The 22,998-nt window shown below is 46.2% G+C and carries 30 protein-coding genes; 3 read left to right on the top strand and 27 right to left on the bottom strand.

The window, feature by feature from the left end; genetic code table 11:
• Positions 1–36: 36 nt before the first annotated feature.
• From M1E06_RS08570 to M1E06_RS08470, 21 genes are all read right to left on the bottom strand, one after another.
• On the bottom strand, positions 37–927 hold the full coding sequence (locus M1E06_RS08570) for a polyprenyl synthetase family protein (protein ID WP_456270531.1): 891 nt from the start codon (positions 925–927) through the stop codon (positions 37–39).
• Complete coding sequence (locus tag M1E06_RS08565; protein WP_023855168.1) at positions 917–1,177, bottom strand: exodeoxyribonuclease VII small subunit; 261 nt, start codon at positions 1,175–1,177, stop codon at positions 917–919. Before M1E06_RS08565 ends, M1E06_RS08570 begins: the two co-directional genes overlap by 11 nt.
• Entirely contained in the window at positions 1,170–2,519 is a 1,350-nt protein-coding gene (gene xseA, locus M1E06_RS08560; protein ID WP_020452134.1) for an exodeoxyribonuclease VII large subunit, read from the bottom strand. The genes M1E06_RS08565 and xseA overlap by 8 nt, the downstream gene beginning before the upstream one ends.
• 82 nt (positions 2,520–2,601) lie before the next feature.
• On the bottom strand, positions 2,602–3,450 hold the full coding sequence (gene folD / locus M1E06_RS08555; RefSeq protein ID WP_020452135.1) for a bifunctional methylenetetrahydrofolate dehydrogenase/methenyltetrahydrofolate cyclohydrolase FolD: 849 nt from the start codon (positions 3,448–3,450) through the stop codon (positions 2,602–2,604).
• 16 nt (positions 3,451–3,466) lie between these two features.
• Complete coding sequence (gene nusB / locus M1E06_RS08550) at positions 3,467–3,856, bottom strand: transcription antitermination factor NusB (protein WP_020452136.1); 390 nt, start codon at positions 3,854–3,856, stop codon at positions 3,467–3,469.
• Positions 3,857–4,147: 291 nt separating this feature from the next.
• On the bottom strand, positions 4,148–4,531 hold the full coding sequence (locus M1E06_RS08545) for an Asp23/Gls24 family envelope stress response protein (protein ID WP_031304734.1): 384 nt from the start codon (positions 4,529–4,531) through the stop codon (positions 4,148–4,150).
• A 47-nt stretch (positions 4,532–4,578) separates the two neighbouring features.
• Positions 4,579–5,931, bottom strand: coding sequence for an acetyl-CoA carboxylase biotin carboxylase subunit (gene accC / locus M1E06_RS08540; RefSeq protein ID WP_020452138.1), 1,353 nt, complete (start codon positions 5,929–5,931; stop codon positions 4,579–4,581).
• A gap of 11 nt (positions 5,932–5,942) precedes the next feature.
• Complete coding sequence (accB, locus tag M1E06_RS08535) at positions 5,943–6,422, bottom strand: acetyl-CoA carboxylase biotin carboxyl carrier protein (protein ID WP_035338362.1); 480 nt, start codon at positions 6,420–6,422, stop codon at positions 5,943–5,945.
• A 173-nt stretch (positions 6,423–6,595) separates the two neighbouring features.
• Positions 6,596–7,234 (bottom strand): SpoIIIAH-like family protein, encoded by a 639-nt coding sequence (locus tag M1E06_RS08530; RefSeq protein ID WP_035338363.1) that lies wholly within the window; start codon positions 7,232–7,234, stop codon positions 6,596–6,598.
• The gene (gene spoIIIAG, locus M1E06_RS08525) at positions 7,235–7,930 is read right to left on the bottom strand and encodes a stage III sporulation protein AG (protein ID WP_020452141.1); all 696 of its coding nucleotides are present in this window, start codon (positions 7,928–7,930) and stop codon (positions 7,235–7,237) included. It abuts the gene before it with no gap.
• Complete coding sequence (gene spoIIIAF, locus M1E06_RS08520) at positions 7,923–8,552, bottom strand: stage III sporulation protein AF (protein WP_035338364.1); 630 nt, start codon at positions 8,550–8,552, stop codon at positions 7,923–7,925. Before spoIIIAF ends, spoIIIAG begins: the two co-directional genes overlap by 8 nt.
• Before the next feature lie 11 nt (positions 8,553–8,563).
• Positions 8,564–9,769 carry a stage III sporulation protein AE gene (gene spoIIIAE, locus M1E06_RS08515; RefSeq protein ID WP_026579320.1) on the bottom strand — a complete coding sequence of 402 codons (1,206 nt, stop codon included), beginning with the start codon at positions 9,767–9,769 and terminating at the stop codon, positions 8,564–8,566.
• Between the two features lie 21 nt (positions 9,770–9,790).
• Positions 9,791–10,156, bottom strand: coding sequence for a stage III sporulation protein AD (gene spoIIIAD / locus M1E06_RS08510; RefSeq protein WP_020452144.1), 366 nt, complete (start codon positions 10,154–10,156; stop codon positions 9,791–9,793).
• 42 nt (positions 10,157–10,198) lie between these two features.
• Positions 10,199–10,405, bottom strand: a complete 207-nt coding sequence (gene spoIIIAC, locus M1E06_RS08505) for a stage III sporulation protein AC (RefSeq protein ID WP_003183409.1) — start codon at positions 10,403–10,405, stop codon at positions 10,199–10,201.
• 22 nt (positions 10,406–10,427) lie between these two features.
• On the bottom strand, positions 10,428–10,943 hold the full coding sequence (gene spoIIIAB / locus M1E06_RS08500) for a stage III sporulation protein SpoIIIAB (RefSeq protein WP_020452145.1): 516 nt from the start codon (positions 10,941–10,943) through the stop codon (positions 10,428–10,430).
• Positions 10,937–11,860, bottom strand: a complete 924-nt coding sequence (spoIIIAA, locus tag M1E06_RS08495) for a stage III sporulation protein AA (RefSeq protein ID WP_020452146.1) — start codon at positions 11,858–11,860, stop codon at positions 10,937–10,939. Before spoIIIAA ends, spoIIIAB begins: the two co-directional genes overlap by 7 nt.
• A gap of 91 nt (positions 11,861–11,951) precedes the next feature.
• On the bottom strand, positions 11,952–12,233 hold the full coding sequence (locus M1E06_RS08490; protein ID WP_003183412.1) for a YqhV family protein: 282 nt from the start codon (positions 12,231–12,233) through the stop codon (positions 11,952–11,954).
• Between the two features lie 162 nt (positions 12,234–12,395).
• Positions 12,396–12,953 carry an elongation factor P gene (gene efp / locus M1E06_RS08485; protein ID WP_020452147.1) on the bottom strand — a complete coding sequence of 186 codons (558 nt, stop codon included), beginning with the start codon at positions 12,951–12,953 and terminating at the stop codon, positions 12,396–12,398.
• Positions 12,954–12,984: 31 nt separating this feature from the next.
• On the bottom strand, positions 12,985–14,046 hold the full coding sequence (locus tag M1E06_RS08480; RefSeq protein ID WP_026579316.1) for a M24 family metallopeptidase: 1,062 nt from the start codon (positions 14,044–14,046) through the stop codon (positions 12,985–12,987).
• Positions 14,047–14,061: 15 nt separating this feature from the next.
• Positions 14,062–14,499, bottom strand: coding sequence for a type II 3-dehydroquinate dehydratase (gene aroQ, locus M1E06_RS08475; RefSeq protein ID WP_020452149.1), 438 nt, complete (start codon positions 14,497–14,499; stop codon positions 14,062–14,064).
• Between the two features lie 79 nt (positions 14,500–14,578).
• Positions 14,579–15,115: a YqhR family membrane protein gene (locus M1E06_RS08470; protein ID WP_020452150.1), complete on the bottom strand. Its 537-nt coding sequence runs from the start codon at positions 15,113–15,115 to the stop codon at positions 14,579–14,581.
• A 251-nt stretch (positions 15,116–15,366) separates the two neighbouring features.
• Here M1E06_RS08470 and M1E06_RS08465 point away from each other — a divergent pair, with 251 nt between their 5' ends.
• Together M1E06_RS08465 and M1E06_RS08460 are read left to right on the top strand one after the other, a co-directional pair.
• On the top strand, positions 15,367–16,320 hold the full coding sequence (locus M1E06_RS08465; RefSeq protein WP_020452151.1) for a DUF1385 domain-containing protein: 954 nt from the start codon (positions 15,367–15,369) through the stop codon (positions 16,318–16,320).
• A gap of 38 nt (positions 16,321–16,358) precedes the next feature.
• A complete protein-coding gene (locus M1E06_RS08460; RefSeq protein WP_025811167.1) occupies positions 16,359–16,745 on the top strand; it encodes an SA1362 family protein in 387 nt (128 codons plus the stop codon).
• Here M1E06_RS08460 and M1E06_RS08455 read toward each other — a convergent pair.
• The 3 genes from M1E06_RS08455 to M1E06_RS08445 form a co-directional block, all read right to left on the bottom strand.
• Complete coding sequence (locus tag M1E06_RS08455) at positions 16,742–17,617, bottom strand: patatin-like phospholipase family protein (RefSeq protein ID WP_035338365.1); 876 nt, start codon at positions 17,615–17,617, stop codon at positions 16,742–16,744. The genes M1E06_RS08460 and M1E06_RS08455 overlap by 4 nt on opposite strands.
• Before the next feature lie 131 nt (positions 17,618–17,748).
• Positions 17,749–18,177, bottom strand: a complete 429-nt coding sequence (gene mntR / locus M1E06_RS08450) for a transcriptional regulator MntR (protein ID WP_020452154.1) — start codon at positions 18,175–18,177, stop codon at positions 17,749–17,751.
• A gap of 91 nt (positions 18,178–18,268) precedes the next feature.
• A complete protein-coding gene (locus M1E06_RS08445; RefSeq protein ID WP_035338366.1) occupies positions 18,269–19,105 on the bottom strand; it encodes a lipoate--protein ligase family protein in 837 nt (278 codons plus the stop codon).
• Between the two features lie 181 nt (positions 19,106–19,286).
• Here M1E06_RS08445 and M1E06_RS08440 point away from each other — a divergent pair, with 181 nt between their 5' ends.
• Positions 19,287–19,673 carry a rhodanese-like domain-containing protein gene (locus tag M1E06_RS08440; protein ID WP_020452156.1) on the top strand — a complete coding sequence of 129 codons (387 nt, stop codon included), beginning with the start codon at positions 19,287–19,289 and terminating at the stop codon, positions 19,671–19,673.
• Between the two features lie 154 nt (positions 19,674–19,827).
• On the opposite strand, the gene M1E06_RS08435 is transcribed toward M1E06_RS08440, so the two are convergent.
• The 3 genes from M1E06_RS08435 to opuAA are packed head-to-tail and all read right to left on the bottom strand — an operon-like array spanning position 19,828 to position 22,822.
• Positions 19,828–20,712, bottom strand: coding sequence for a glycine betaine ABC transporter substrate-binding protein (locus M1E06_RS08435; protein ID WP_023855178.1), 885 nt, complete (start codon positions 20,710–20,712; stop codon positions 19,828–19,830).
• Positions 20,712–21,566 carry a glycine/proline betaine ABC transporter permease subunit OpuAB gene (opuAB, locus tag M1E06_RS08430; RefSeq protein WP_035338367.1) on the bottom strand — a complete coding sequence of 285 codons (855 nt, stop codon included), beginning with the start codon at positions 21,564–21,566 and terminating at the stop codon, positions 20,712–20,714. The genes M1E06_RS08435 and opuAB overlap by 1 nt, the downstream gene beginning before the upstream one ends.
• The gene (gene opuAA / locus M1E06_RS08425) at positions 21,566–22,822 is read right to left on the bottom strand and encodes a glycine/proline betaine ABC transporter ATP-binding protein OpuAA (protein ID WP_023855180.1); all 1,257 of its coding nucleotides are present in this window, start codon (positions 22,820–22,822) and stop codon (positions 21,566–21,568) included. The genes opuAB and opuAA overlap by 1 nt, the downstream gene beginning before the upstream one ends.
• Positions 22,823–22,998 lie beyond the last annotated feature (176 nt).

The raw sequence follows: 22,998 nt of genomic DNA, 5'->3' as shown, positions 1-22,998 counted from the left end.
ATAATAAGCCTTTGATGCTCAAATGGAAGCCCTGTATCAATGATCCCTTGCGGCAATCATATCGCAAAACTCGTACATAAGCTCTTTTTCAAACGGAAGCTCTGAAATCAGCCGTTTTGCTTTTTCAATATGTTCATCAAGCTTTTGGCTGGCGCCCTCAAGCGAAAGGAGCGACGGATAGGTCGATTTTCCGTTTGTCTCGTCAGATCCGATCCGTTTGCCGATTTTATCCTCTGATCCTTCAAGGTCGAGAATGTCATCTCTGATCTGGAAGCCGATGCCGATATGATGGCTGAATTCGCGGAGCTTTTCGATCTCTTTTTCAGAAGCATCTGCTAGAATCGCCCCCGCGATGACGCTGAAGCTGAGGAGTTTAGCCGTTTTTCCTTCGTGAATCCGCTGCAGTTCATCAAGAGAGACAGACTTTGATTCCGCTTCCATATCTAAAATCTGACCGCCGACCATGCCTTCAGCCCCCGCTGCCGATATCAGCTCATTCACCAGTCTGATGCGTTTTTCAGCAGATACATCAGAAGGCATATTGGAAGTGATCATTTTGAAGCTTTCGGTTAATAAGGCGTCTCCGGCGAGAATGGCCGTCGCTTCCCCGTATATTTTATGGTTTGTCGGCTTTCCCCTTCTGAGGTCATCGTCATCCATACAAGGGAGATCGTCATGGATTAATGAATACGTATGGATCATTTCAACCGCGCACCCTACCGGAATTCCGGCTTCTTCGTCTTTTCCGTACGCATGAAGAAGCGCAAGTACCAAAATCGGTCTCAGCCGTTTCCCTCCGGCTTCCAATGAGTACAGCATGGATTCCTTAAGGATGGACGGCGCTCGCAGGTCTTTAATATACATCGGAAGGCGTTCTTCAATTACTGTTTTTCTCGATTTTAAAAATCCGTCAAGTTTACCGGTCACCTTTTTCCTCCTCCCGAACACTGAAAGGAGCTAATTCCCCATTTTCCCGCAAAATGTAGTCCATCTGCTTTTCGACATTTTGCAGTTTTTCGTGGCACATTTTCGAAAGAGCCATCCCTTCCTGGAAGTAGTCGATCGCCTTTTCCAAAGGCACATCCCCTTCTTCAAGCTTTGATACAATCTGTTCCAGACCTTTCATCGCCTCTTCAAATGTCAGGTCTTCCCGTTTTGTTTTGTTTTCTTCAGCCATTTGTTTCGCCTCTCTTTTGCAGTACCTCACAGGTCAGCGTCCCATCGTTTAATGTGACGCGGATCTCGTCTTTTTCATGAACCTGTTCAATACTTTTAATCAATTCGTTTTCTTTATATGTCAAACTGTACCCTCTTTCCATCACTTGGAGAGGGCTTAATGCATTCAGTTTACCAAGAACCGTTTGAAACTGCGAGTGAATCTGCTTAAGCTGCACATCCATATTACGCTTCAGCCGGACTGTCTGCTCTTCATGCCTCTTTCTCGCTTGTTTAAGCTGCTCCTCGGGATGAAGCATCTCCAGCTTGTATGTCTGTTCGTTCAGTTTTTGTTTTTTGCGTTCAACGGTCATCGCCAGCTGTTTTTGGAAACGGTCGAATATCAGGTCGAATTCCTGTTCCTTTTGGGCATACAGCCGTTTCGGGTAGCGGAAGGCATAAGAGGACTGGAGGGTTTTCACGCGCTCCTGCCGCTTTCTTAAATCCTGCTTCATCGATTTTGCAATTCTCGCTTCGAGCGTTTTCAGACGCTCCAGCAAATCAAGCATATTAGGTACGGCCTGTTCGGCCGCTCCCGTCGGGGTCGCCGCGCGCAAATCCGCAACAAAATCGCTGATTGTAAAATCCGTTTCATGCCCGACGGCGGAAATGATCGGAATGTCGGAAGAAAAAATGGCCCTGGCGACAGCCTCTTCATTAAATGCCCACAGCTCTTCGATCGATCCCCCTCCGCGTCCGACGATTAATACATCGCATAACTCTCTGCGGTTAGCCTCTTTGATGCTGCTGACGATGGACTCGCCCGCGTTTACTCCTTGAACGAGCGTTGGAAAGACGATCACTTTTACAAGGGGGTATCTTCTTTTAATGGTGGTGATCACATCGCGTACAGCCGCTCCGGTTGGAGATGTGACAACACCGACGACGGATGGGAACGCGGGGATGGGTTTCTTATGTTTTTCATCAAACAAGCCTTCTTGCGACAGCTTTTTCTTAAGTTCTTCATACGCGAGATGAAGCGCACCTATGCCGTCAGGCTGTATTTCTTTCGCATAGAGCTGATAATTGCCGCTCGGTTCATATACCGAAATGCCGCCTCTCACCAATACCTTCATCCCGTTTTCAGGGGTAAAGGCGAGATTTCTGTTTTGTCTGGCGAACATGACGGATTGAATGCGGGCGTTATCATCTTTCAGTGTAAAATAAATATGGCCTCTGCTATGTATTTTAACATTTGACAGCTCGCCCTTGATCCAAATATCTTCAAGATGGGGGTCCACGTCAAATTTGCGCTTAATATATTTTGTCAAAGCCGTGACCGTGACAAATGAAATTTCACTCATGGCACAGTCTCCTTTCTAAGAAGGCACAAGCACGTTCATCCGCCGGCGCGAGACCAGGCGGATGAACGGCTGTACATTAAAGTTAAATTGTACGCTTCGCTGATTTAACCGTGTTATGGGCCAGCATTGTAATCGTCATCGGACCGACACCGCCCGGTACGGGTGTAATATAGGAAGCCTTTTCCTTCGCTTCTTCAAAATCGACATCACCGACGAGCTTTCCGTTGTCAAGGCGGTTAACGCCAACATCAATGACAACGGCTCCCTCTTTCATTTGATCCGCTTTGATGAAATTCGCCTTTCCGACAGCGACAATCAGAATGTCGGCTTTTTTTGTGTGAGCCGTAATGTCGGCCGTTCTTGAATGGCAGTACGTAACGGTTGCGTTTTCGTTCAAGAGCAGCTGCCCTACCGGCTTTCCGACGATATTGCTTCGCCCGACGACAACAACCTCTTTTCCCGACAGATCAATCTCGGTTTTCTTTAAAAGCTCCACGATGCCCGCAGGCGTGCAAGGCAGAAATGTATCTTCGCCAAGCAGCATCTTTCCTACGTTTAATGGATGAAAACCGTCAACATCTTTGTCAGGGGATATTCTTTCAATCACCGCTTGTTCGGAAATATGATCCGGAAGAGGCAGCTGGACAAGAATTCCGTGAAAGTCGTTATTTTGGTTGTACTGGTCAATTACTTCAAGAAGTTCCTGTTCAGAGAAACTTGCATCGAAATGATCCAGCTGAAAACGAATCCCCATGGCTTCAGCTGCTTTTTTCTTTCCCCGTACATATGAAAGAGACGCCGGATCATCACCAATTAAAATAACGGCCAGTCCCGGGGTCACTCCTTGTTTTTTCAGCTCTTCAACTTCCTTGGCCAGCTGCCCGCGCTTTTCCTTTGCTGTTTCTTTCCCGTCGATGATGGTTGCTGTCATTTGCTCTCCTCCTAGATTATTCAAGATCGGATTTAATGTTAGAAAGAACACCGTTTACAAACTTCGCCGACTTGTCATCTCCAAATTGCTTGGCCAGTTCAATCGCTTCATTCATAGAGACGTTGACAGGTATGTCTTCTAAAAAAATCATTTCGTAGGCGGACAAACGCAAAATCGCGCGGTCGACATTCGCTAGCCTGTCAAGCTTCCAATTGACGAGATGCCGTTTGATCATCTCATCGATTTTCTCTTTGTTCTCTAAGACCCCGTAAACAAGCTGCTCGAAAAAAGCGTCGCTTTCCTGCCCGTCCAAGGCGTGCTGCATCGCTTCATTCGGTTCTGTATCACTGACATCAATCTGGAATAGTGACTGCAAAGCCTTTTCTCTTGCTGTTCTTCTTTTCATTCTTTCTTTTTCTCCTTTAACCCTCTTTGCCGCTTGCCGTTTAAGCCACAAAGAGATCATATCATATTTTTAGTCTTTCCGCATGCAAAAATCGCGGTTTTATCGTCAATAACCGAATAATAAGAAACAAACATTTGTTATCATTCGTTTTTCGAACTTCTTTGCAAACTTTCCGGTTCCTTTATTTTTGGTCGATAACAGCGGAAAGATGCTTTTAAACGTCATTTTTTAAAACGGAACATGAAAAAACCAAAGGGCCGTCATTCCCCTTGGTTCTTCCACTTCACCGCACTACATCTCTTGATCGACTTCCACCTCGTGCGTTTTTGAATCGAATTGAATGCCAACGATGTGAATATTGATTTCATTAATCGAAAGAGCTGTCATATTGAGAAGCGTCTGGCGGATATTATCCTGAACGGCATTTGCAACTTTAGGAATCGAAACGCCAAACATCATCACGCAATAAACATCAATGATAATTCCGTCATCTGATAAATCAACTTTGACGCCTTTGCCGTGATTCTTTTTTCCAAACCGTTCCACGACACCTGTCGCAAAATTGCCGCGCATTTCAGCTACGCCTTCAACTTCGGAAGCTGCGATTCCGGCAATGACTTCGATGACTTCCGGAGCGATTTCCACTTTTCCTAAATGATTGTCTTCATGGCTCATTTCCAATAAGCTGTTGTCGTCTTTCAATATGTTCACCTCCGTTAAAATTACGACCCCATTACATCATATATTTCTAAAAACTTCGTATTGAATTCTCCGCTTACGAATGTTTCGTGCTCGAGCAGTTTCAGATGGAACGGTATCGTCGTATGAACGCCTTCGATGACGAATTCGCTCAACGCTCTTTTCATTCTTGATACAGCTTCTTCCCTCGTCTTCCCGTATGTGATGACTTTTGCAATCATGCTGTCGTAATAAGGAGGAATCGAGTATCCCGGATAAGCCGCAGAATCCACTCTGACGCCGAGCCCGCCCGGAGGCAGATACATCTCGATTTTTCCCGGAGAAGGCATGAAGTTTTTCTCAGGGTTTTCCGCATTAATCCGGCATTCGATGGCCCAGCCGTTAAAAGTGACTTCATCTTGGGTGAGGGCTAATTTTTCACCTGACGCCACTCTGATCTGCTCTTTAATCAAATCAACGCCCGTCACCATCTCTGTTACCGGATGCTCAACCTGAATGCGCGTGTTCATTTCCATAAAGTAGAACTTCTGCTCGCGGTAATCGTAGATAAATTCAACTGTTCCCGCGCCCGTGTACTTAACGGCTTCAGCCGCTTTGACAGCCGCCTGCCCCATTTGCTCCCTGATTCCTTCATCAAGCGCAGGTGAAGGGGTTTCTTCAAGCAGCTTTTGGAGCCTTCTTTGGATTGAACAGTCGCGTTCACCCAAGTGAATCGTATTTCCGTGTGTGTCCGCAAGCACTTGGATCTCGACGTGTCTGAAGTCTTCAATGTACTTTTCAATGTACACACCCGGGTTGCCGAAAGCGGTGGCCGCTTCCTGCTGAGTGATTTTAATGCCGTTGATCAGTTCTTCTTCCGTACGGGCGACCCTGATTCCTTTTCCGCCGCCCCCGGCAGTTGCCTTTATAATGACAGGATACCCTATATCGCGCGCTAATGAAACCGCATCTTCAATATCTTCAATAATTCCTTTGGAACCCGGTACGATCGGAACGCCAGCCTGCTGCATCGTTTCCCTGGCAACATCCTTTGTCCCCATCTTAGAGATCGCGTCTGCTGTCGGACCGACGAAGGTTACGTTTACCTCTTCGCAAAGCTCGGCAAAATCGGCGTTTTCCGCCAGGAAACCGTAGCCCGGGTGAATCGCATCAGCGCCGGTCATTTTGGCGACGCTGACGATGTTCGTTATATTCAAGTAGCTGTCTTTTGATAGCTTAGGTCCGATGCAAAATGCTTCATCAGCCATCTGAACATGGAGCGCCTCTCTGTCGGCCTCGGAAAAGACGGCTACTGTATCGATCCCCAGTTCTTTACAAGCTCTGATAATTCTGACAGCAATTTCTCCCCTGTTCGCAATTAATAGCTTTTTGATCATCTTATTGCTCCTTACTCTGCTTTTACTAAAAATAAAGGTTGTCCGTATTCAACCAGCTGGCCGTTTTCAACCAATACTTCAACGATCTCGCCTTTCACTTCGGCTTCGATCTCATTAAAGAGCTTCATTGCTTCCACAATGCAGACGACAGAGGATTCTGTTACCTTCGAACCGACTGTTACGTAAGGGTCGGCTTCAGGCGAAGAAGACGCATAAAACGTTCCGACCATCGGAGAGGTGATTTTGTGGAGGTTTCCGCCGTCTTTTGCGGCTTCTTCTGCTGCAGGCGCATCCTGAACTTGCGCTTGCATCGCGGGAGCTTCCGGAGCCGGTGTTTGAACAGGCGCCGCAGCCACTTGCTGGATGGTTTGCACGGTTCCGCTTTGTTTTTTCAGTTCAACCTTCGATCCTTCGTTTTCGTATGTAAATTCATTTATCGAAGATTCATCAATTAATTTTATCAACTGTCTGATTTCATCAATGTTTAACATGCTATCGCACTCCTAATGAAAAAGATTTTACGCATTTATCAGTTAGTACTAAAAGTACATACTATATTCATCTTACAGGAGAGGAATGCCGAATTCAACTACAATCATGAGCGCCCTGCATCAACAGGGGCCTCAAGCATAAAAAAATCCCGCTTTTTGCAAGCGGGACATGTTTACTCTGCTGGCTCGAACGTCACAGCCACATCGTTTAAGTTTTTCACTTCTTTTGCGACGATGTCGATGATATCGGTGGCAGCGGCCTTCGAGTGCTCCTTCGCCTTCACCGTAATATTGACTTTATCGCCGTCGGCATTGACCAAGGCGTCTTTATAGCCTTTTGTTTTGATCAGCGTTTCAAGCGTCTTTTCCGTTCCTTCAGCTTCACTGAGCTCTGTCATCTTGTCGTAAGCTTCGCTTTTTTCTTTTGCCGTCGCTTTATCGCTTCTGACGATTTCGGTTAATTCCTCCCTCTCCCTGCTGCGCTGATCGTCCATTTCCATGCGGTATGTTGTGAATAAATCTTCATCACCGGATGATTCTTTTGTTACAACTTCTCCGTTCTGCTCACTCGCAGACGTTTCTTTATCTTTTGTGTCTTTCCCTTCAGTTTTGTCTTTAGCAGGCGCGGTGTCTTCTTTGCCATCTTTGGCAGGCTCTTCTTTCATCGGTTTTTCTTTTTCAGCAGCGACTTGTTCTTTGTCATCCACCGTGACGACATTTTCTCCTTCAGGCGACATAATGTAGTAGACACTCAGCACAACGACGAGACTTAACATGGTTAAAAGCCAAACCGTTTGTTTTTTCAGCATCATTTATGAATCCTCCTTCATTTTTTTAGGGGCAACAGCGACGCGGTGGCTCGGAACATCAAGAACCCTTGTCACTGCTTCAATGATGGTCTTTTTTATTTGAACGTTGTCGACTCCTTGAGCGACAACGAGAACACCCCTGATATCGGGCTTTTTCGTCTGAACGACGACAGGCGTCTCTTTATCTCCGTTTTTGATGATGACAATTTCTTCGTCAGAAGACATTTCAGACACCGTTCGCTTGCCTCCCTGTTTATCTGTCTCATTCGTTGAAGTCTCCTGGGTTTTTCTATTTTTCTCGAATATTTTCAATGAGGTTGCATCAACATTGACGACGATTGATACGTCTTCCACGCCGATAATCGTTTCCAATATGTCTTTGAGCTGATTCTCATATTCCTGTTCGTAATCTTGGATCGAGTCCTTCGGTTTGTCATCTGAGGCGGGTTTGAACACTTCTTTTTCACCTTCACCGCTCTGTCCGGCGCTTTCAGACGAAGCTTTTTGTGAAGCCGACGGCTGATCTGCCGCTCGATCTTGAGAAGGTTCGGAAGAGAAGATTTGACTGACGAGCATGAAGGAAACGCCGAGAACAAAAAGCAGCAGAAAATAGTGATATTTCGTCAGCTTTTTTCCGTTTTTCTCGTCTTTGGGTAGCAGGTGGCCGATCAGCTTTTCGATCCAGGTTCTTTTATTCATTGCCGCTTCGTTCTCCCCCTTCAATATGAACTGTAATCTTGTCGGGGCTTATTTCCCATATGCCTGCAAGCTGTTCTCTGACTTCCCCCGTCTCTTTCTTTTCTCTTTCTCGCATTGGCTGGTAGCCTCGATCCGTATTGATTTCGACAGGAGCGACGGCTTGGACCGTTTTTTCGGATGCCGGTTCCATGAATACCGAGACTTCCGCATGCTTACTGAGATCTTTCTCTGTTTTCAGCTGGCTGTCAGAAGAGACCGCGACTCGGTCAATCTTGTATTTGTCGCTGGTAAACCTTCCCTCTGCGCTCTTTTTCAATTGAACAGCCATCTGTTCTAAGATATATGCTTGTTGTGAGGCTTGTATTTCTTTTTTTTCTGAATTCAACTGATTTTTTATTTCGTTTGACTGAACTTGTCCGTTTTTTGTAAGCCTCTCAAAGATTACATCCGGATCGGTCCTGAATAAAGAGAAGATCGGATTCAGTATCACAACGATCAAGAGCAGGCTGATCACCATTTTCGCGTATTTTTGCATGCTCGAATTCGGCAGAAGCATATCGATGACGATCGCCATCAGAATAAATAGAATAATGTTCGTGAGCCACTCTGTCAGAAATTCCATCTCATCCCTCCCTACTTCATCATCATCGTCAAATTCCCCGCTGTAATGATCACGGTTAAGCTTAAAAAAAACATCAGCGAAACGATGGCCATGGCCGCGAAAATGTAGATGACGCTTTTGCTGATAACATCCAGGCAGCTGATCACCGGACCGCCTCCGAGAGGCTGGAGAACGGCTGCGGCAATTTTGTATATGAGCGCGAGAGAGAGGATTTTGATTGCGGGAAAGGCTGCGATGCAAATCAAGATCGCCACCCCGAGTATCCCGACGGTGTTTTTCAACAGGAGAGACGCGCTGATCACCGTGTCCGTCGCTTCGGTAAACATGCGGCCCAATACGGGAATGAAGTTTCCGGTGATGAATTTGGCCGTCCGCAAAGTAATGCCGTCCGTCACTGCGGCTGAGGCGCCCTGAACCGAGATGACACCGAGGAACACGGTTAAAAATGCAGCCAGCGTGCCGATCGCCGCGTTTCTGAGGAGCTGAGCCAGCTGTGTGACTTTATACTGGTCCGTCATCGTGCTGACAATGCTTAAAATCGCTGATAAAAACAAAAGCGGCAGCACGATATATTGGATAAACAAGCCGCTCGTGTTCATGAGAAAGAGAATGACCGGATGAAAAAATGCGGCTGAGGCGGCTCCTCCCGAAGTCGCCATCAGCGCTAGAAGCAAAGGTACGAGCGACAGAATAAAGCTTGTCATCGTCTGGATCGCTTCATTCGCATATGTGACGGCAACCCGAAAGCTGTTGAGCGCAAGAATGATCAGCACCATGTAGACAATTGCATACGCCACTTTGCTGACGGTGCTTTGCTGAAACGCGTTTTGCAAAAGCTGAAGCAGCACGCAGAAGATGGTCAACAGGATCAGCGTCCCGAGCAGTTTCCCGTTAGCCAGCACTTCATGAAACAAGTAAGAAAACAGCGCTTTGCTCCATTCCTCAGGCGAAAAGTGCTTTTCACCTTTGACAAATTCAAGCAGGCTTCCTTTTTGACTTTCGGGAAGGTGTCCTCCATACTCAGTCAAAATGTTGTTCCAGAACTCCCCGACCCGGTCAAGCTCCAAACCTTCAGCCTGCTCTCTGGCCATCGCTTCAGCCGATTCTTCCGCGGCGGGTTCCCCAGCCGGCTCCGCTTCTTTTGGCGAAGCTTGTACATCATGCGCTCCAAAGCATACGATTCCTATGACCAAGAGCCAGAACAGAAAACGCTTCACTCAGGAAATCCTCCTTTCTGACTAAGACATGGAAGGGATGAGTCCGATGATCGTTTCGATAATGACGGTTAAAATAGGCACGGCCATGACTAAGATGAGGATTTTGCCTGCCAATTCGATTTTTGAAGCAATCGCACCCTGTCCGGCATCTTTCGTCAGCTGGGCGCCAAACTCCGCTATATAAGCAATCCCGATAATTTTCAAAATCGTTTCGACATACATCATGTTGATGTTGGCATTGGCAGCTATTTTTTCAATCATCCGAATGATTTCGTAGACTTGATCGACTAAGAATAAAAAAATCGTGCATCCGGCAAAAACGACAATCATAAAAGCAAACGTCGGTTTTTGCTCTTTCACAATCAAGCTGAGGAAGGTGGCGATCATTCCCAATCCTACGATTTGTACGATTTCAATGAGTGAGCCCCCCTATCCTTGAAATAGAAAGACAGCTTTTATCTTTTGGAATAGATCATCGACAACAGTAGCCACCATGAACAATATATAAATGAATCCTAAAAGCGTGACCCATTGGGCATATTCCTTCTTCCCCATTTGATCCAGTATGGTGTGAAGAAAAGCGACGACGATCCCGACGCCGGCAATTTGAAAAATAATATTTACGTCTACTCCCATTTCGTGTATGCTCCCCTCTTCATTACATCAATAGAAGAATCAGCAGCAGTCCCGACAAGAACCCAAGGCTCTTCACCATTTTTTCATTTTTCGCCTGGGCGAGATTTGCTTCAGCTTCCTCTGTCTCTAAATGGGTTAACGCCAGTTTGATATGTTTTTGCTGAGAAATCAGATCATGACGGCCAAGCGTTTCGCCGAATTGCCGTAAAATCTCGTATTCTTTCTTTTTGAGAGCCGTTTCGGGCCATACTTTCTCCAAGCTGTCTTCCCATGCCGTCCCCGCTGAAGCGCTGCCTTTTTCCAGCTGTTCTGCAAATGTCTGAAACAAAGAAGCTATCGGCCCGGAAAGCTGGTGTGCGATCTGCTTTGACGCCTGAAGGAGCGGTGTGTGCCCGTACATGATTTCAGCCTCTAAAGACTGCAAAGCGGCCAACAGCTGGCGGATTTGCTTCGGTCTATCCCTGAAAGGCTTCGCCATTTCAAATCCTGTCCATGTGGCTGCTGCCAAAATAAGCACGGCACCTAAAAGCTTCAGCATGATAACATCCTCTTCGCCGCACCGAGCGGCTCTCCATTCCCGTTCAAGATGCGGCTCAGGCTGCCGGGACCGTTCTTTCTGGATAGTTCCACGATTCTCTCAAAAACCCGGTGCTCCTGAAGCATTTTCAATGATGGACGCCTGGCGATATCGGCATATGAGGAGCCGTGAGCCGAAACGATGACAGACACCCCCGCATGGACCGCTTCCAAGAGCGCTTCTGCGTCTTCCATTCTTCCGATCTCATCGGCGATCATAACCTCCGGACTCATCGATCTGATCATCATCATCAGGCCTTCCGCTTTTGGACAGGCGTCAAGGATGTCTGCCCGGTCGCCGAGCCGATATTGCGGGATGCCGTTTACACAACCTGCGATTTCAGACCTTTCGTCGACGATTCCCACCTTTTTGGCAGACACGTTGCCGCTCCCTGAGCTGATCAGCCTGGCGAGATCTCTGAGCAGTGTTGTTTTTCCGGTTTGCGGCGGACCGATGATCAGCGTGTTCAGCCACGAGTTTTGAAATAAATGAGGGACATACGGTTCGGAAATGCCGATTTTTTCTTTGGCAATGCGGATATTAAATGATGATATTTCTCTGATTCCTTTGACTGCTCCGTTTTCGACGACAACCCGGCCGGCAAGCCCCACGCGGTGTCCGCCTCTGATCGTGACATATCCTTTTTTCAATTCCTCTTCCAGTGTATACATGCTGTAATTTCCCAGCCTGTTTAAAAGAAGCGCCGAGTCTTCAGGCGTCGCCGCATAAGGGAGAAAGCGTGGCTTTCCTTTGTTCACCAGTTCGAGCGGACGACTTGTCCGAATCCGAATTTCTTCTATCTGATTGATTTCATGGTCGCCAAGACCGTTGAGCGCGCGTTTGATCGTATCGGGGAGAATCTCTGTGATGTGATGCAAAAACACTCCCTCCTCTTTTTGCTTGTCTTCTATAAAAATGTATGATCAACGGAAGACATTATGACAAGTCGGTCTCTCTTATCATGTGTCACTATTTATAGATCCCCGCGATGATCAACACCACTCCCATAAAGATCAAAATCAGCTTTGCGTAAGAAAGCTGCCCTGCAATCTGATAGATGCCGATTGTCATTGTAATAATAAAGATGAGCGGTCCGACCATCGCAAGCACACTGTTGACCGCCACGGCTTTTCTGACGTCGTTTGTCAAAAGCATTACGACAGCCGCCGTCAGTTCGATCAAAGATGATACCACTCTTAACGCAGCCATTGTCAAAACCGTCGGATTGACTTGTCCAAAGAAAAGCTTCATGATCTTAAACCTCCAGTAACACATCCTCTTTTTTTACAATCTATGCTCCTCATTGAAAAAGTAGTCTTCCGATTTTTCTATTTGGCCTGTGAGAGGTAAAAGATTTCAGACAGCAAAAAAAGAGCCGGCTTCAATGAAGCCGACTCTTTCCCGCTGTTACTCTTATGCTCTTGATACGTAAGATCCGTCAGAAGTATTGACAACAAGCGTATCTCCTTCGTTTACGAAGAACGGCACGTTGACAACAAGGCCTGTTTCTGTTTTTGCCGGTTTTGTTCCGCCTGAGGCTGTGTCGCCTTTAATGCCCGGTTCTGTTTCCACAACTTTCAGTTCAACTGTATTCGGAAGTTCGATTCCGATCGTCTCTGTCTGATACATCATGATGTGGACAGACATATTTTCAAGCAGGAATTTGAGCTCGTGTTCGATTTGCTTCTCGTTCAGCTCAAGCTGCTCGTAAGATGTCGTATCCATAAAAACGTGCTGGTCGCCGTTGGCATACAAGTACTGCATCGTTTTTGTTTCAATTTGGGCGCGTGCCACTTTTTCACCTGCGCGGAATGTTTTTTCCTGAATCGCGCCTGTGCGAAGATTTCTCAGTTTGGAGCGGACAAATGCCGCACCTTTTCCCGGCTTAACGTGCTGGAAGTCAACAACACGCCAGATGCCTCCATCTACTTCAATCGTTAATCCTGTACGAAAATCGTTTACTGAAATCATGATTATCCTCCTATTGCTCCAATCAAACGGATTATAAAATAATTAATTCTTTCGCGGAATGGGTAAGGGATTCGTTTCCTTCCTCTGTCAGGACAATATCATCTTCTATCCTGACCCCGCCTTTTCCCGGTATGTAAATTCCCGGTTCAACCGTTACAACCATGCCTTTTTCAAGCATCTGGTCCGAACGTGCTGAAAGCGCCGGACTTTCATGAACTTCCATGCCGAGGCCGTGGCCTGTTGAATGGCCGAAATACCCGCCGTAGCCTTGTGAAGATATGTAGTCCCTTGTATAAGCGTCAGCCTGTTTCCCGGTGATTCCCGGCTTGATGCTCCGCATGCCGATAGCCTGCGCCTCAAACACGGTTTGATAAATGCGTTTCAGCTCATCATCCGGCTCTCCTACCGCGACCGTACGCGTTATGTCCGAGCAGTAACCTTTATAGTAAGCCCCGAAGTCCAATGTCACAAGGTCGCCTTTCTCAATCGCTTTGCCGCTTGCCACTCCGTGCGGCAGACTTGAGCGTACGCCTGATGCCACGATCATATCGAAGGACGAATGATCCGCTCCCTGGCTCCGCATGTAAAACTCGAGCTCATTGGCGACTTCAATTTCGGTGATGCCGGGCTTTATGACCGTCAGAATATGGCTGAATGCATCATCTGCAATCTTTGCAGCTTCCTTTAATATCTTAATCTCTTCACTAGACTTAATCAAGCGCAACTTTTCCACAGATTGAGAAACAGGAACGAGTTCAGCTGCGCCAAGCTGCTCTTTGTAGGCGGCATACGTTCCGTATGTCATTTTATCCTGTTCAAAACCGATTTTGTTTATCCCCATCTCTTTGATCACTTCGGCGGCCTTTTGAACGATTCCGCCGGCATGCTGAACAATGTCAAAGCCTTTGACTTGATCTTTCGCCTGTTCTGTATAGCGGAAATCTGTAATAAAGACCGCTTGGTCGCCGGAGATGACCGCCAGTCCTGAAGATCCGGTAAATCCGGTGATGTACCGCAGATTAACGCTGCTCGTCACCAAAATCCCGTCAATACCCAAACCGCCGAAAAGCTCTCTCAATTTGTTTAGTTTCATTGTCCACTAGTCCCCCTATTTGTTATTTGCGTTCATAAAATAACAGATGGCCAGCTTATAACCTTCAAAGCCGAGTCCCGTGATCTGGCCTCTTGCAACCGGAGCGATGACCGAGCGGTGCCGGAACTCTTCCCTCGCATGAGGGTTTGAAAGATGGACCTCAATCACCGGTATGCTGATTGCTGCCACCGCATCGCGGATGGCATAGCTGTAATGGGAGAAAGCCCCCGGATTCAGGACGATTCCATCGTATTGTTCCTCTGCCTCATGAAGAGCATCAATCAGGTCCCCTTCGTGGTTTGATTGAAAAAAAGTCAATTCAATCTGAATGCCTTCGGCAAATTGAAAAAGTTTTTGTTCCAAATCAGTTAATGTGTCTGTACCGTATACATCGGGTTCGCGTTTTCCAAGCCGGTTTAAATTCGGTCCGTTCAATATTAAAATATGCGGCAACTCTGCCTCCCCCTTCTCATCACGCAAAAAAATGTCCACTTACAGTGAACATTTTATCATATTGCTTCCTGATCAGGCACTATTCTCTTGTTTCTCCAAGGGCCCGCGTCAACTTTTCAGAATTGAGCTCATTGTATTCAAACGAAATGGAATAGCCGACGAATAAACCGTAAAGCAGGTAAATGCAAAGCGTCGTCACAACCGTTTCCCTCTTTAATTCAGCCACAGTCTGAACATCTGGGAACATCGGATTGAACAGGTAAAACACGACAGCCCACAAAACGGCTCCATATACAATGCCTGCCCACATGCCTTTGACCTGCTTCAAAGTGCCGTAGTAAAGCAGGGCAGCTCCGATGGAAATAACACCGATCAGCAGGATGCTGATAAACGTCCCGAGAAATCCGTTTTTCCAATCGCCGATGACAAAAGGCTGGAGAATCATGTTTGCATTGACTTCGGAGAACTTAAAAAGGTACGCAAGCTCACCGAGTGCACTCCAAAGCACTCCGCCGACAAAGCCAGTCGTGATCACCCTTCCGATGAAAGTCATCGGAGTTTCACGCTTATTTTGCTCAAGCTCTTCCGGCTGTTTTTGATTGTCTTCATTACCCATACAGTCCAGATCACCTCCATTTCCAGTATGTCCAAAAACAGCCTCTCCAACATCAGCTTTCCCGGATTTTTAAGATCCGAGTGTAAAAAGCATGAAAAAGGGTATACTTTAATTAGATTTGGCTTTGTAATAGGTTCGAATTTCTTAAATTTTTGAGCCCGTCAATCTAGAGGTTTCAGCGTTTTTCCTGTACAATAGGTGTAAGGAAATGGTTAATGTACTCATAGATTGATACAGATAGGTTGATGCAAATGTCAAATCAAACAAAACAGCCCGCATACGGAGGGCAGGCTGTCGTCGAAGGCGTTATGTTCGGCGGCAGGCGCCATTATGTAACCGCGATCCGCAGAAAAGACGGAAGCCTTGAATTTTTTAAGCTGCCTCGGAAAACCAATCCGGCGCTTGAAAAATTTAAAAAAATTCCTTTTCTCAGAGGGATTATCGCGATTATTGAAGCAAGCGCGAACGGCACCAAGCACTTGAATTTTTCGAGCGAACGCTATGACCTCGATCCTTCTTTAGACGATCAATTGAAAGAAGAGAAGCCGTCCAAGCTGACGATGATTTTTGGCCTCGCCGCAGTCGGCGTCCTGTCTTTTTTGTTCAGCAAGTTTATTTTTACGCTCGTGCCCGTTTTTTTAGCGGAGCTCACCCGTCCGGTCTTTCAGTCGGACGTCGCGCAGATTATGATCGAAAGCTTTTTTAAGCTGCTCCTTCTCTTAAGCTATATTTACGCCATATCATGCACTCCTTTTATTAAAAGAGTTTTTCAATATCACGGAGCAGAACACAAGGTCATAAACTGTTACGAGCAAAATCTGCCGGTAACGGTTGAAAACGTTCAGCGGCAGTCAAGACTGCACTACCGATGCGGAAGCAGCTTTATTTTATTCACCGTCATCGTGGGCATGTTTGTTTACTTGCTCGTTCCTACTGACCCTCTCTGGGTCCGTATTTTGAATAGACTCGCACTGATACCCGTCGTTCTCGGCATTTCATTTGAAGTTCTGCAGCTGACAAACAAACTGAGAGACATCCCCGTATTGAAGGTGCTCGGCTATCCGGGTTTGTGGCTGCAGCTTTTAACAACGAAAGAGCCGTCTGACGATCAGGTGGAAGTCGCCATCGCAAGCTTCAATGAGCTTCTTCATATGGAGACCAAAGCAGAGGACGAACAGAAGGAACCTTCTAATATCGTAATGTAATGCAACGAATTGGTTAATTTTTTGGGAGGTGGACAGTTATGAAGCAACGCGTACATCCTGTCTCAGCTTTAATTATTGCGTTTGGAATTTTTGGGTTTGTCTATTTCGCCATCACAAGTCCGGGCCGCCTGCTCCAATACTTGGTTGTTTTTGCAGCGGTCGGCGCCATCATTTATTTCGTGATCAGGCGCATTTCCAATCGCGATATGGGCAGTGAAGGAGCCGCTTTTAAGAAAGCAGCCAAGCAATCCAACAAGCGTTTTCAAGATCACAAAAAACGCTCTATAAAAGGCAAGGTTAATCATCTGAGAAGCGTACCGTCTATTAATAAATCGAAGCCGGTATTGGTGAAGAAAAAAAGCCAGACTCAGCTGACAGTGATTGAAGGCAAAAAAAGCAAAAAGAAAAACAGGGCTTTCTTTTAAAACGTCCACTGTTTCAAAAATAATTCTGTTCGTTTTTTTCCTAGCTCGATTAGAGCTAGTTTTTTTTCTGCCGACATCGCGAATTCAGTCGACAGGACTTCCTCAACAGGTAAAAAAATGATGTTGCGCTCATGTTTTGTGGCAATGTGCCTGGCGTCATGCGCCTCTTTCATCGTCTCAAACAGCGCCCCGAAAAGTTCGAACGCATTTTTAATCGTTTTCTTCGGCCTCTCTTTTTCATTGGGCATCAGCGTGATCCCCAATACCGGCCGTTTTTTTTCTGTTGTAAACAGCCACATCGGAAAATTGCTCAGAACTCCGCCGTCTACGACAACGCTGATGCCGCTGGAGGACTTGAGCTTCACCGGCTCAAAAAAATAAGGAATGCTGCAGCTCATCCGGACCGCCCTGGCGACGGAAAAACGCCTTGGGTTTAAGCCGTATCTGTTTAAATCGTCAGGCAGCACAAGCATCTTGCCATTCGATAAGTCGGAGGCGATCAACTTCAGTTTTCCCTGTTCAAGATCCCCGAAAACTGAAATGCCTTTCGCTTTCAGCTTTTCGGAAATCCAGTTTTCCAGTCTATCTCCTTTATATAAACCGAGCCGCCAATAAATCGATGCCCATTGCAGCATTTTCAAAGGCAAGAGTGAAAATCTCGGGTCAAGGAGCTCGCTTTCATTTAATTCTTCCATCATTTGACGGATCTCCGCGCTTGTATAACCTGCCGCGATAAACGAGGCAATAATCGAACCGGCGCTCGTTCCGGCCAGCCTTTTAAATCGGAAGCCCCGTTTCTCAAGCGCCTCGTATGCCCCCACAAGTGCAATCCCTTTCATACCGCCGCCTGAAAAAACCCCGTCGATGTACATCGCGATCTCCCTCCCTTAAAAGATGGCTTTACACCATTTTAAGAAACGGACAGAAAAAAAAGACCATGAGACAAAGCGGCAGCTGGAAAAACTGATACGGAAAGAGAAAAGCCGCCGTTACCCGGCGGCTTTTATTGATTTTCCTGTTCGTTTCTTTTTTGGACGCTTCTCAAATCGTCGATTCTTTTGCTGTCGTCTTCAAAATACTGCACAAGATCTCCGACACGGTCAATGCTGTTCCAGCTTAAATGATGCTCGATTCCTTCGACATCATCATAAATTTTCTCTTCGTCAACACCAATGATTCGTAAAAACTGCTCCAATAATTCATGTCTGTATACTAAACGTTTGCCTATTTTCTTCCCTTTAGGCGTCAGCACGAGGCCGCGATACTTTTCATAAATCAAATATTCGTCTTTATCGAGTTTTTGAACCATTTTTGTAACCGAGGAGGGATGGACGGCCAGAGCTTCGGCTATATCTGAGACCCTTGCATATCCTTTTTCTTCAATCAGCATATAAATTTGTTCTATGTAATCTTCCATACTCGGTGTTGTCATCAAATCCCTCCAAATCACACCTATTCAAATCATAACAAGTTTACACTATGTGCATGTAAAAAACAAGCAACGGGATAACGTTTTCACCCGATTACCTTCTATAATTCCATTCATCTGCCGCATACTTCGTTCTGGCGAGATCGGCGACAAATTCCGTTTCCTCTTCTGTCAGTTCATAAGGCTCCAAATGAATGTTAAGCCCCTTTTCGAACCCTTTTTTAAAAGCATTGCTCGCTTCTTCAATCGTGATTTTTTCTTTTGCGAGCTCATTGATGGCGACCGCTTTTTGTTTGAAGTTTCTCTGCATGCGCTCTCTGAGGCGATCATTTTTGTAAATAAACAAATCAAAGAGCTTGTCCTCATCCAGATCAAGAAGGATCGAACCGTGCTGGAGAATGACTCCTTTCTGCCTCGTCTGGGCGCTTCCTGCGACCTTTCTGCCTTCGACAACGAGCTCATACCACGACGGCGCGTCAAAACAGACGGAAGATCTCGGGTTTTTCAGGCTCTGTTTCTCTTTTTCCGTTCTTGGTATGGCGAAATACGCATCAAGTCCCAGCTCTCTGAAGCCTTCAAGAATACCTTCTGAGATGATGCGGTACGCTTCCGTCACCGTCTTGGGCATTTCCGGGTGTTCTTCAGACACAATAACACTGTAGGTCAGCTCTTGATCATGGAGCACGCCTCTTCCGCCGGTCGGCCTTCTCACAAAGCCTAAACCGTGTTTTTTGACGGCATCCAGATTGATTTCCTTTTCGATATTTTGGAAATAGCCGACTGAAAGCGTTGGCGGATTCCAGCCGTAAAAGCGGATGGTCGGCGGAATCTTATTTTCGCTGTGCCAATAAAGGAGCGCCTCGTCGAGCGCCATATTAAAAGCGGGATCCTGTCGTCCCGAATCGATAAAACGCCATATTTCTTTTTCCATAACCTACCCTCTTTTTCTTTGGTATAAAATAAGTCTACCATTCCCTCTTAAAATTGAAAATAAATTCGGCGAATCAGATGACAGATTTCTGAGGCTTTACTATAATAGTATTTGTCTTAACATATCGTTAAAAATCTCCCGATTATCAGACGGGATGAATTCAAAAAGGAGTCGGATCAGATTGTCTACCAGCAGCATTATCATTCTCTTGATTTGCGCCGCGCTCATCATCTACGCGGTCGTTTCATACATCTATCAGCAGCGCATTATGAAAACCTTGACAGAAGAAGAATTCCGGGCCGGCTATCGCAAAGCGCAACTCATCGATGTGCGCGAGCCGAACGAGTATGAAGGCGGCCACATTTTGGGTGCGAGAAACATTCCGCTTTCACAGCTTAAGCAAAGAAAAAGCGAAATCCGTCCTGACAAACCGGTTTACCTGTACTGCCAAAACAACGTCAGAAGCGGAAGAGCCGCCCAAACGCTCCGCAAACACGGCTGTAAGGAGATTTACAACCTGAAAGGCGGGTTCAAAAAATGGGGCGGAAAAATTAAAACGAAAAATTAATAACCGCAGCTGTCTCCAGTTGCGGCCAACATCCTAAAGCGTCTTTGCGTTTTAGGATTTTTTTTAGCATATCCTGCAGACAATCAAAACAGGCGGAGCAGATGATCCTTCAAATAAAAATAAGCCGGCGAAATGGGTTCGCCGGCTTTGTTCGTTATTTTTTCAAGTCTTCGATTGAATTGACATCTTTCATGTAGGTCGGAACGACAAGGCCAATTTTTACGCCTGTCATGCTTGTACCGATATCTTCGTATTTGCCTTTGTATTTTTCAGCATATGTTTTATGCGTTTGCGGCAGCCATGCAGCAAGTGAAGCATCGACGCTTCCATTTGCAATTCCAGTCCACATCGGGCCTGCTTCTACTTGGCTGAGCGTCACGTTGTAGCCTAAGTCTTCAAGAACTTTTGCGATGACATTTGTGCTCGCAATTTCACTGTCCCATGCCACATAGCCGAGCTTAATTTTTTCGCCGTCCGCTTTATCGACGCCTTTTGTCCATTTCTTAACAAGGTCTTGATGTTTTTTAACGAAATCTGCTGCAGCTTCTTCCGCTTTTTTGCCTTCCTGAACGGCAAGCATGACTTCTCCCATATCATCCTCTGTCCAGCTGAATTGGCTGAGCAGCTTGTGTGCGCCCGGATGATCGTCCTTGAATCCTTTGCGCGTAACAGTATGGATTTCTTCGGCATCGCCGTAAGAACCTTTTGGATCTTTCAAATATTTGAGATCGTATTTTGCAAACATCCAATGCGGTGTCCAACCCGTAATAATGATCGGATCTTTTTTATCGTAAGCTTTTTTCAATGCGGCTGTCATCGCTGAGCTTGAGCCTGATGTTACAGCCCACTTGCTGAGATCGTAATCCTTGAGCGCCTTGTCCGTTGCATTCATAATGCCCGCTCCAGGATCAATGCCGGTAATTTTATAACTGACTTGATCGCCTACAGACGCGTTTTCATTATTATTGCTGCTTCCGCAGGCAGCCAGACCCAATGTCAGTACTGCTGCAGTGCCGATTCCCGCTATCTTTTTCCACATTATGCATTCCCCCTGCTTTTTTTCAATTTTATATTTTGTGTAACCCGGTCAAGTACGATCGCAATAATAACAATCGCAAGCCCGGTTTCTACACCAGTACCCGTTTGCAGCTGGGTAACAGCCCGGTAAACTTCTTCTCCAAGTCCAGGCGCACCTACCATGGATGCAATAACGACCATTGACAACGCAAGCATGATGCTTTGATTGATACCGGCCAGAATGGTTTTCGTCGCAAGCGGCAGCTGCACTTTAAAGAGCCGCTGGCTTGTCGTTGAACCAAATGCTTCTGTAGCTTCAATCAGATCTTCCGGCACCTGCTGAATTCCTAAGATTGTCATCCGGATTGTCGGAGGCATCGCAAAGATAACGGAAGCGACAACACCCGGCACAACCCCGATATTGAAAAAGAAGATGGCCGGAAGCAAATAAACGAATGCCGGCATCGTCTGCATTAAGTCAAGAATGGGCGTAACGATTCTCCGAACCGTTTTCTTTTGGGAGCCCCAGATTCCGACCGGAATGCCGATAATGACAGAAATCAGAACGGATGTGACGACAAGCGCCAATGTCTGGAGCATGGCGTCCCAATATCCTAAATAATCAATGATAAAAAATCCGATTAAAGTAAACAGCGCAATGCCTCTTTTGCTGATCAGCCAGACGAGCGCGGCAAAGATAACGGTCAAAATAACCGGCGGAACAAAACCCAGGCCTTGGACAATCACATCAACAAACGATTCCACTCCGCTGGCAATTCCGTTAAATACCCCGCCGAACGACACCGTCAGCCAGTCAACAAACTGATCGATCCAATCGGCTAAAGGAATGCGGGGAAGCGATGATAAAGTAAACATTATCTCACCTCCTGAACAACAGTTTCATGAGCTGGTTCATGATCTGAATGTGCATTAATATACCGGTCATTTCCGGCAAGCGCTCCGATTAACGCGCCTTTGACGATGATCCCTTTCATCCGCTGTTTTTCATCGACGACAGCAATCGGGATGCTGGCATCAGAGACCAATTCAAAAATATCCGTCAGGACCGCATTCTCTTCCACGGTTGTAATGTCTCTCGAGATGACGCTCTCCAGCGTCTGGCTTTTTTCGGCTGCTTTTTTAGCTGTTTCAGCATCAACAGAGCCAAGAAGCCTATTGTGTTTGTCAACGGCATAAATCGAGGAAATCCCGAGGTTTTTCATCAGCGTCAGAGCGACGCGCGGCCCTTTGTCTGCGCGTACGGTTTCAGCGCGTTTCATAATATGACCGGCTGTCAGCACTTTAGACAAGTCGACATCTTCAACGAATTTTTCAACATATTCATTTGACGGGTTCATTAAGATCTCTTCCGGCGTACCGATTTGAACGATGTTTCCGTCTTTCATCAATGCGATTCGATCGCCGATTCTCAGCGCTTCATCAAGATCATGGGTAATGAAAATAATCGTTTTGCCTACTGATTCATGCAAATCGAGGAGTTCGTCCTGCATATCTTTGCGAATCAGCGGGTCAAGCGCGCTGAACGCTTCGTCCATCAGCAGAATGTCCGGATCATTCGTCAATGCGCGGGCAAGCCCGACGCGCTGCTGCATCCCGCCGCTCAGCTGATCCGGATATTGCTGTTCATATCCTTCAAGACCGACAAGCTTTAATGATTCCATAGCTCTTATCCGGCGTTTACTTTTATCGACTTTTTGCAGTTCCAATCCGTACTCTGTGTTTTCAAGAATCGTTTTGTGCGGAAACAGAGCGAACTTTTGAAAGACCATGCTGATTTTTTTCCGGCGGATTTCCCGAAGCTGGTCTTTGGACATATTTGTTATCATGTCACCATCTATGTACACATGTCCTGCAGTCGGTTCAATCAGCCGGTTTAAAAGCCGCACCAAGGTTGATTTACCGCTCCCTGATAGACCCATGATGACAAATATCTCACCTTCATACACGCTAAAATCCGCTTGGTTCACCCCGACGGTCGCCCCGGTTTCTTTCAGAATTTCTTTTTTGGTTTTGCCATCGGCAAGCAGCTGCGTTGCTTTCTTTGTATTTTTCCCAAAAACTTTAGACACTTTTTCTACTTTTATCTTGATTGGCTTTTCGTCTGAATTCATATTTCTCCTCCCGTATGAAGCAATCTAATATACCGTAACATTTATGTAACATATGAGACAAACGGCATATTCACTGTCATTTTGTATCAAACCTTCATATTCATCGTTGTCACTCTCTACCCTTGTGAATCCTTTTAAATACTCCATAATCCTCTTCTTTTAAGGCAAATTAAACC

This window comes from Bacillus sp. AK124 (assembly GCF_053903085.1).
Note: the sequence above shows the minus strand (reverse complement) of the source record. Positions and strands in the feature narration are given on the sequence as shown.

Excerpts from the sequence above, each read along its gene's own strand:
- M1E06_RS08565 (WP_023855168.1), bottom strand. The coding sequence starts at position 1,177 with ATGGCTGAAGAAAACAAAACAAAACGGGAAGACCTGACATTTGAAGAG.
- xseA (WP_020452134.1), bottom strand. The coding sequence starts at position 2,519 with ATGAGTGAAATTTCATTTGTCACGGTCACGGCTTTGACAAAATATATT.
- folD (WP_020452135.1), bottom strand. The coding sequence starts at position 3,450 with ATGACAGCAACCATCATCGACGGGAAAGAAACAGCAAAGGAAAAGCGC.
- nusB (WP_020452136.1), bottom strand. The coding sequence starts at position 3,856 with ATGAAAAGAAGAACAGCAAGAGAAAAGGCTTTGCAGTCACTATTCCAG.
- M1E06_RS08545 (WP_031304734.1), bottom strand. The coding sequence starts at position 4,531 with ATGAGCCATGAAGACAATCATTTAGGAAAAGTGGAAATCGCTCCGGAA.
- accC (WP_020452138.1), bottom strand. The coding sequence starts at position 5,931 with ATGATCAAAAAGCTATTAATTGCGAACAGGGGAGAAATTGCTGTCAGA.
- accB (WP_035338362.1), bottom strand. The coding sequence starts at position 6,422 with ATGTTAAACATTGATGAAATCAGACAGTTGATAAAATTAATTGATGAA.
- M1E06_RS08530 (WP_035338363.1), bottom strand. The coding sequence starts at position 7,234 with ATGATGCTGAAAAAACAAACGGTTTGGCTTTTAACCATGTTAAGTCTC.
- spoIIIAG (WP_020452141.1), bottom strand. The coding sequence starts at position 7,930 with ATGAATAAAAGAACCTGGATCGAAAAGCTGATCGGCCACCTGCTACCC.
- spoIIIAF (WP_035338364.1), bottom strand. The coding sequence starts at position 8,552 with ATGGAATTTCTGACAGAGTGGCTCACGAACATTATTCTATTTATTCTG.
- spoIIIAD (WP_020452144.1), bottom strand. The coding sequence starts at position 10,156 with ATGATCGCCACCTTCCTCAGCTTGATTGTGAAAGAGCAAAAACCGACG.
- spoIIIAC (WP_003183409.1), bottom strand. The coding sequence starts at position 10,405 with ATGGGAGTAGACGTAAATATTATTTTTCAAATTGCCGGCGTCGGGATC.
- spoIIIAB (WP_020452145.1), bottom strand. The coding sequence starts at position 10,943 with ATGCTGAAGCTTTTAGGTGCCGTGCTTATTTTGGCAGCAGCCACATGG.
- M1E06_RS08490 (WP_003183412.1), bottom strand. The coding sequence starts at position 12,233 with ATGAAGCTTTTCTTTGGACAAGTCAATCCGACGGTTTTGACAATGGCT.
- efp (WP_020452147.1), bottom strand. The coding sequence starts at position 12,953 with ATGATTTCAGTAAACGATTTTCGTACAGGATTAACGATTGAAGTAGAT.
- M1E06_RS08480 (WP_026579316.1), bottom strand. The coding sequence starts at position 14,046 with ATGAAACTAAACAAATTGAGAGAGCTTTTCGGCGGTTTGGGTATTGAC.
- M1E06_RS08470 (WP_020452150.1), bottom strand. The coding sequence starts at position 15,115 with ATGGGTAATGAAGACAATCAAAAACAGCCGGAAGAGCTTGAGCAAAAT.
- M1E06_RS08465 (WP_020452151.1), top strand. The coding sequence starts at position 15,367 with ATGTCAAATCAAACAAAACAGCCCGCATACGGAGGGCAGGCTGTCGTC.
- M1E06_RS08460 (WP_025811167.1), top strand. The coding sequence starts at position 16,359 with ATGAAGCAACGCGTACATCCTGTCTCAGCTTTAATTATTGCGTTTGGA.
- M1E06_RS08455 (WP_035338365.1), bottom strand. The coding sequence starts at position 17,617 with ATGTACATCGACGGGGTTTTTTCAGGCGGCGGTATGAAAGGGATTGCA.
- mntR (WP_020452154.1), bottom strand. The coding sequence starts at position 18,177 with ATGACAACACCGAGTATGGAAGATTACATAGAACAAATTTATATGCTG.
- M1E06_RS08445 (WP_035338366.1), bottom strand. The coding sequence starts at position 19,105 with ATGGAAAAAGAAATATGGCGTTTTATCGATTCGGGACGACAGGATCCC.
- M1E06_RS08435 (WP_023855178.1), bottom strand. The coding sequence starts at position 20,712 with ATGTGGAAAAAGATAGCGGGAATCGGCACTGCAGCAGTACTGACATTG.
- opuAB (WP_035338367.1), bottom strand. The coding sequence starts at position 21,566 with ATGTTTACTTTATCATCGCTTCCCCGCATTCCTTTAGCCGATTGGATC.
- opuAA (WP_023855180.1), bottom strand. The coding sequence starts at position 22,822 with ATGAATTCAGACGAAAAGCCAATCAAGATAAAAGTAGAAAAAGTGTCT.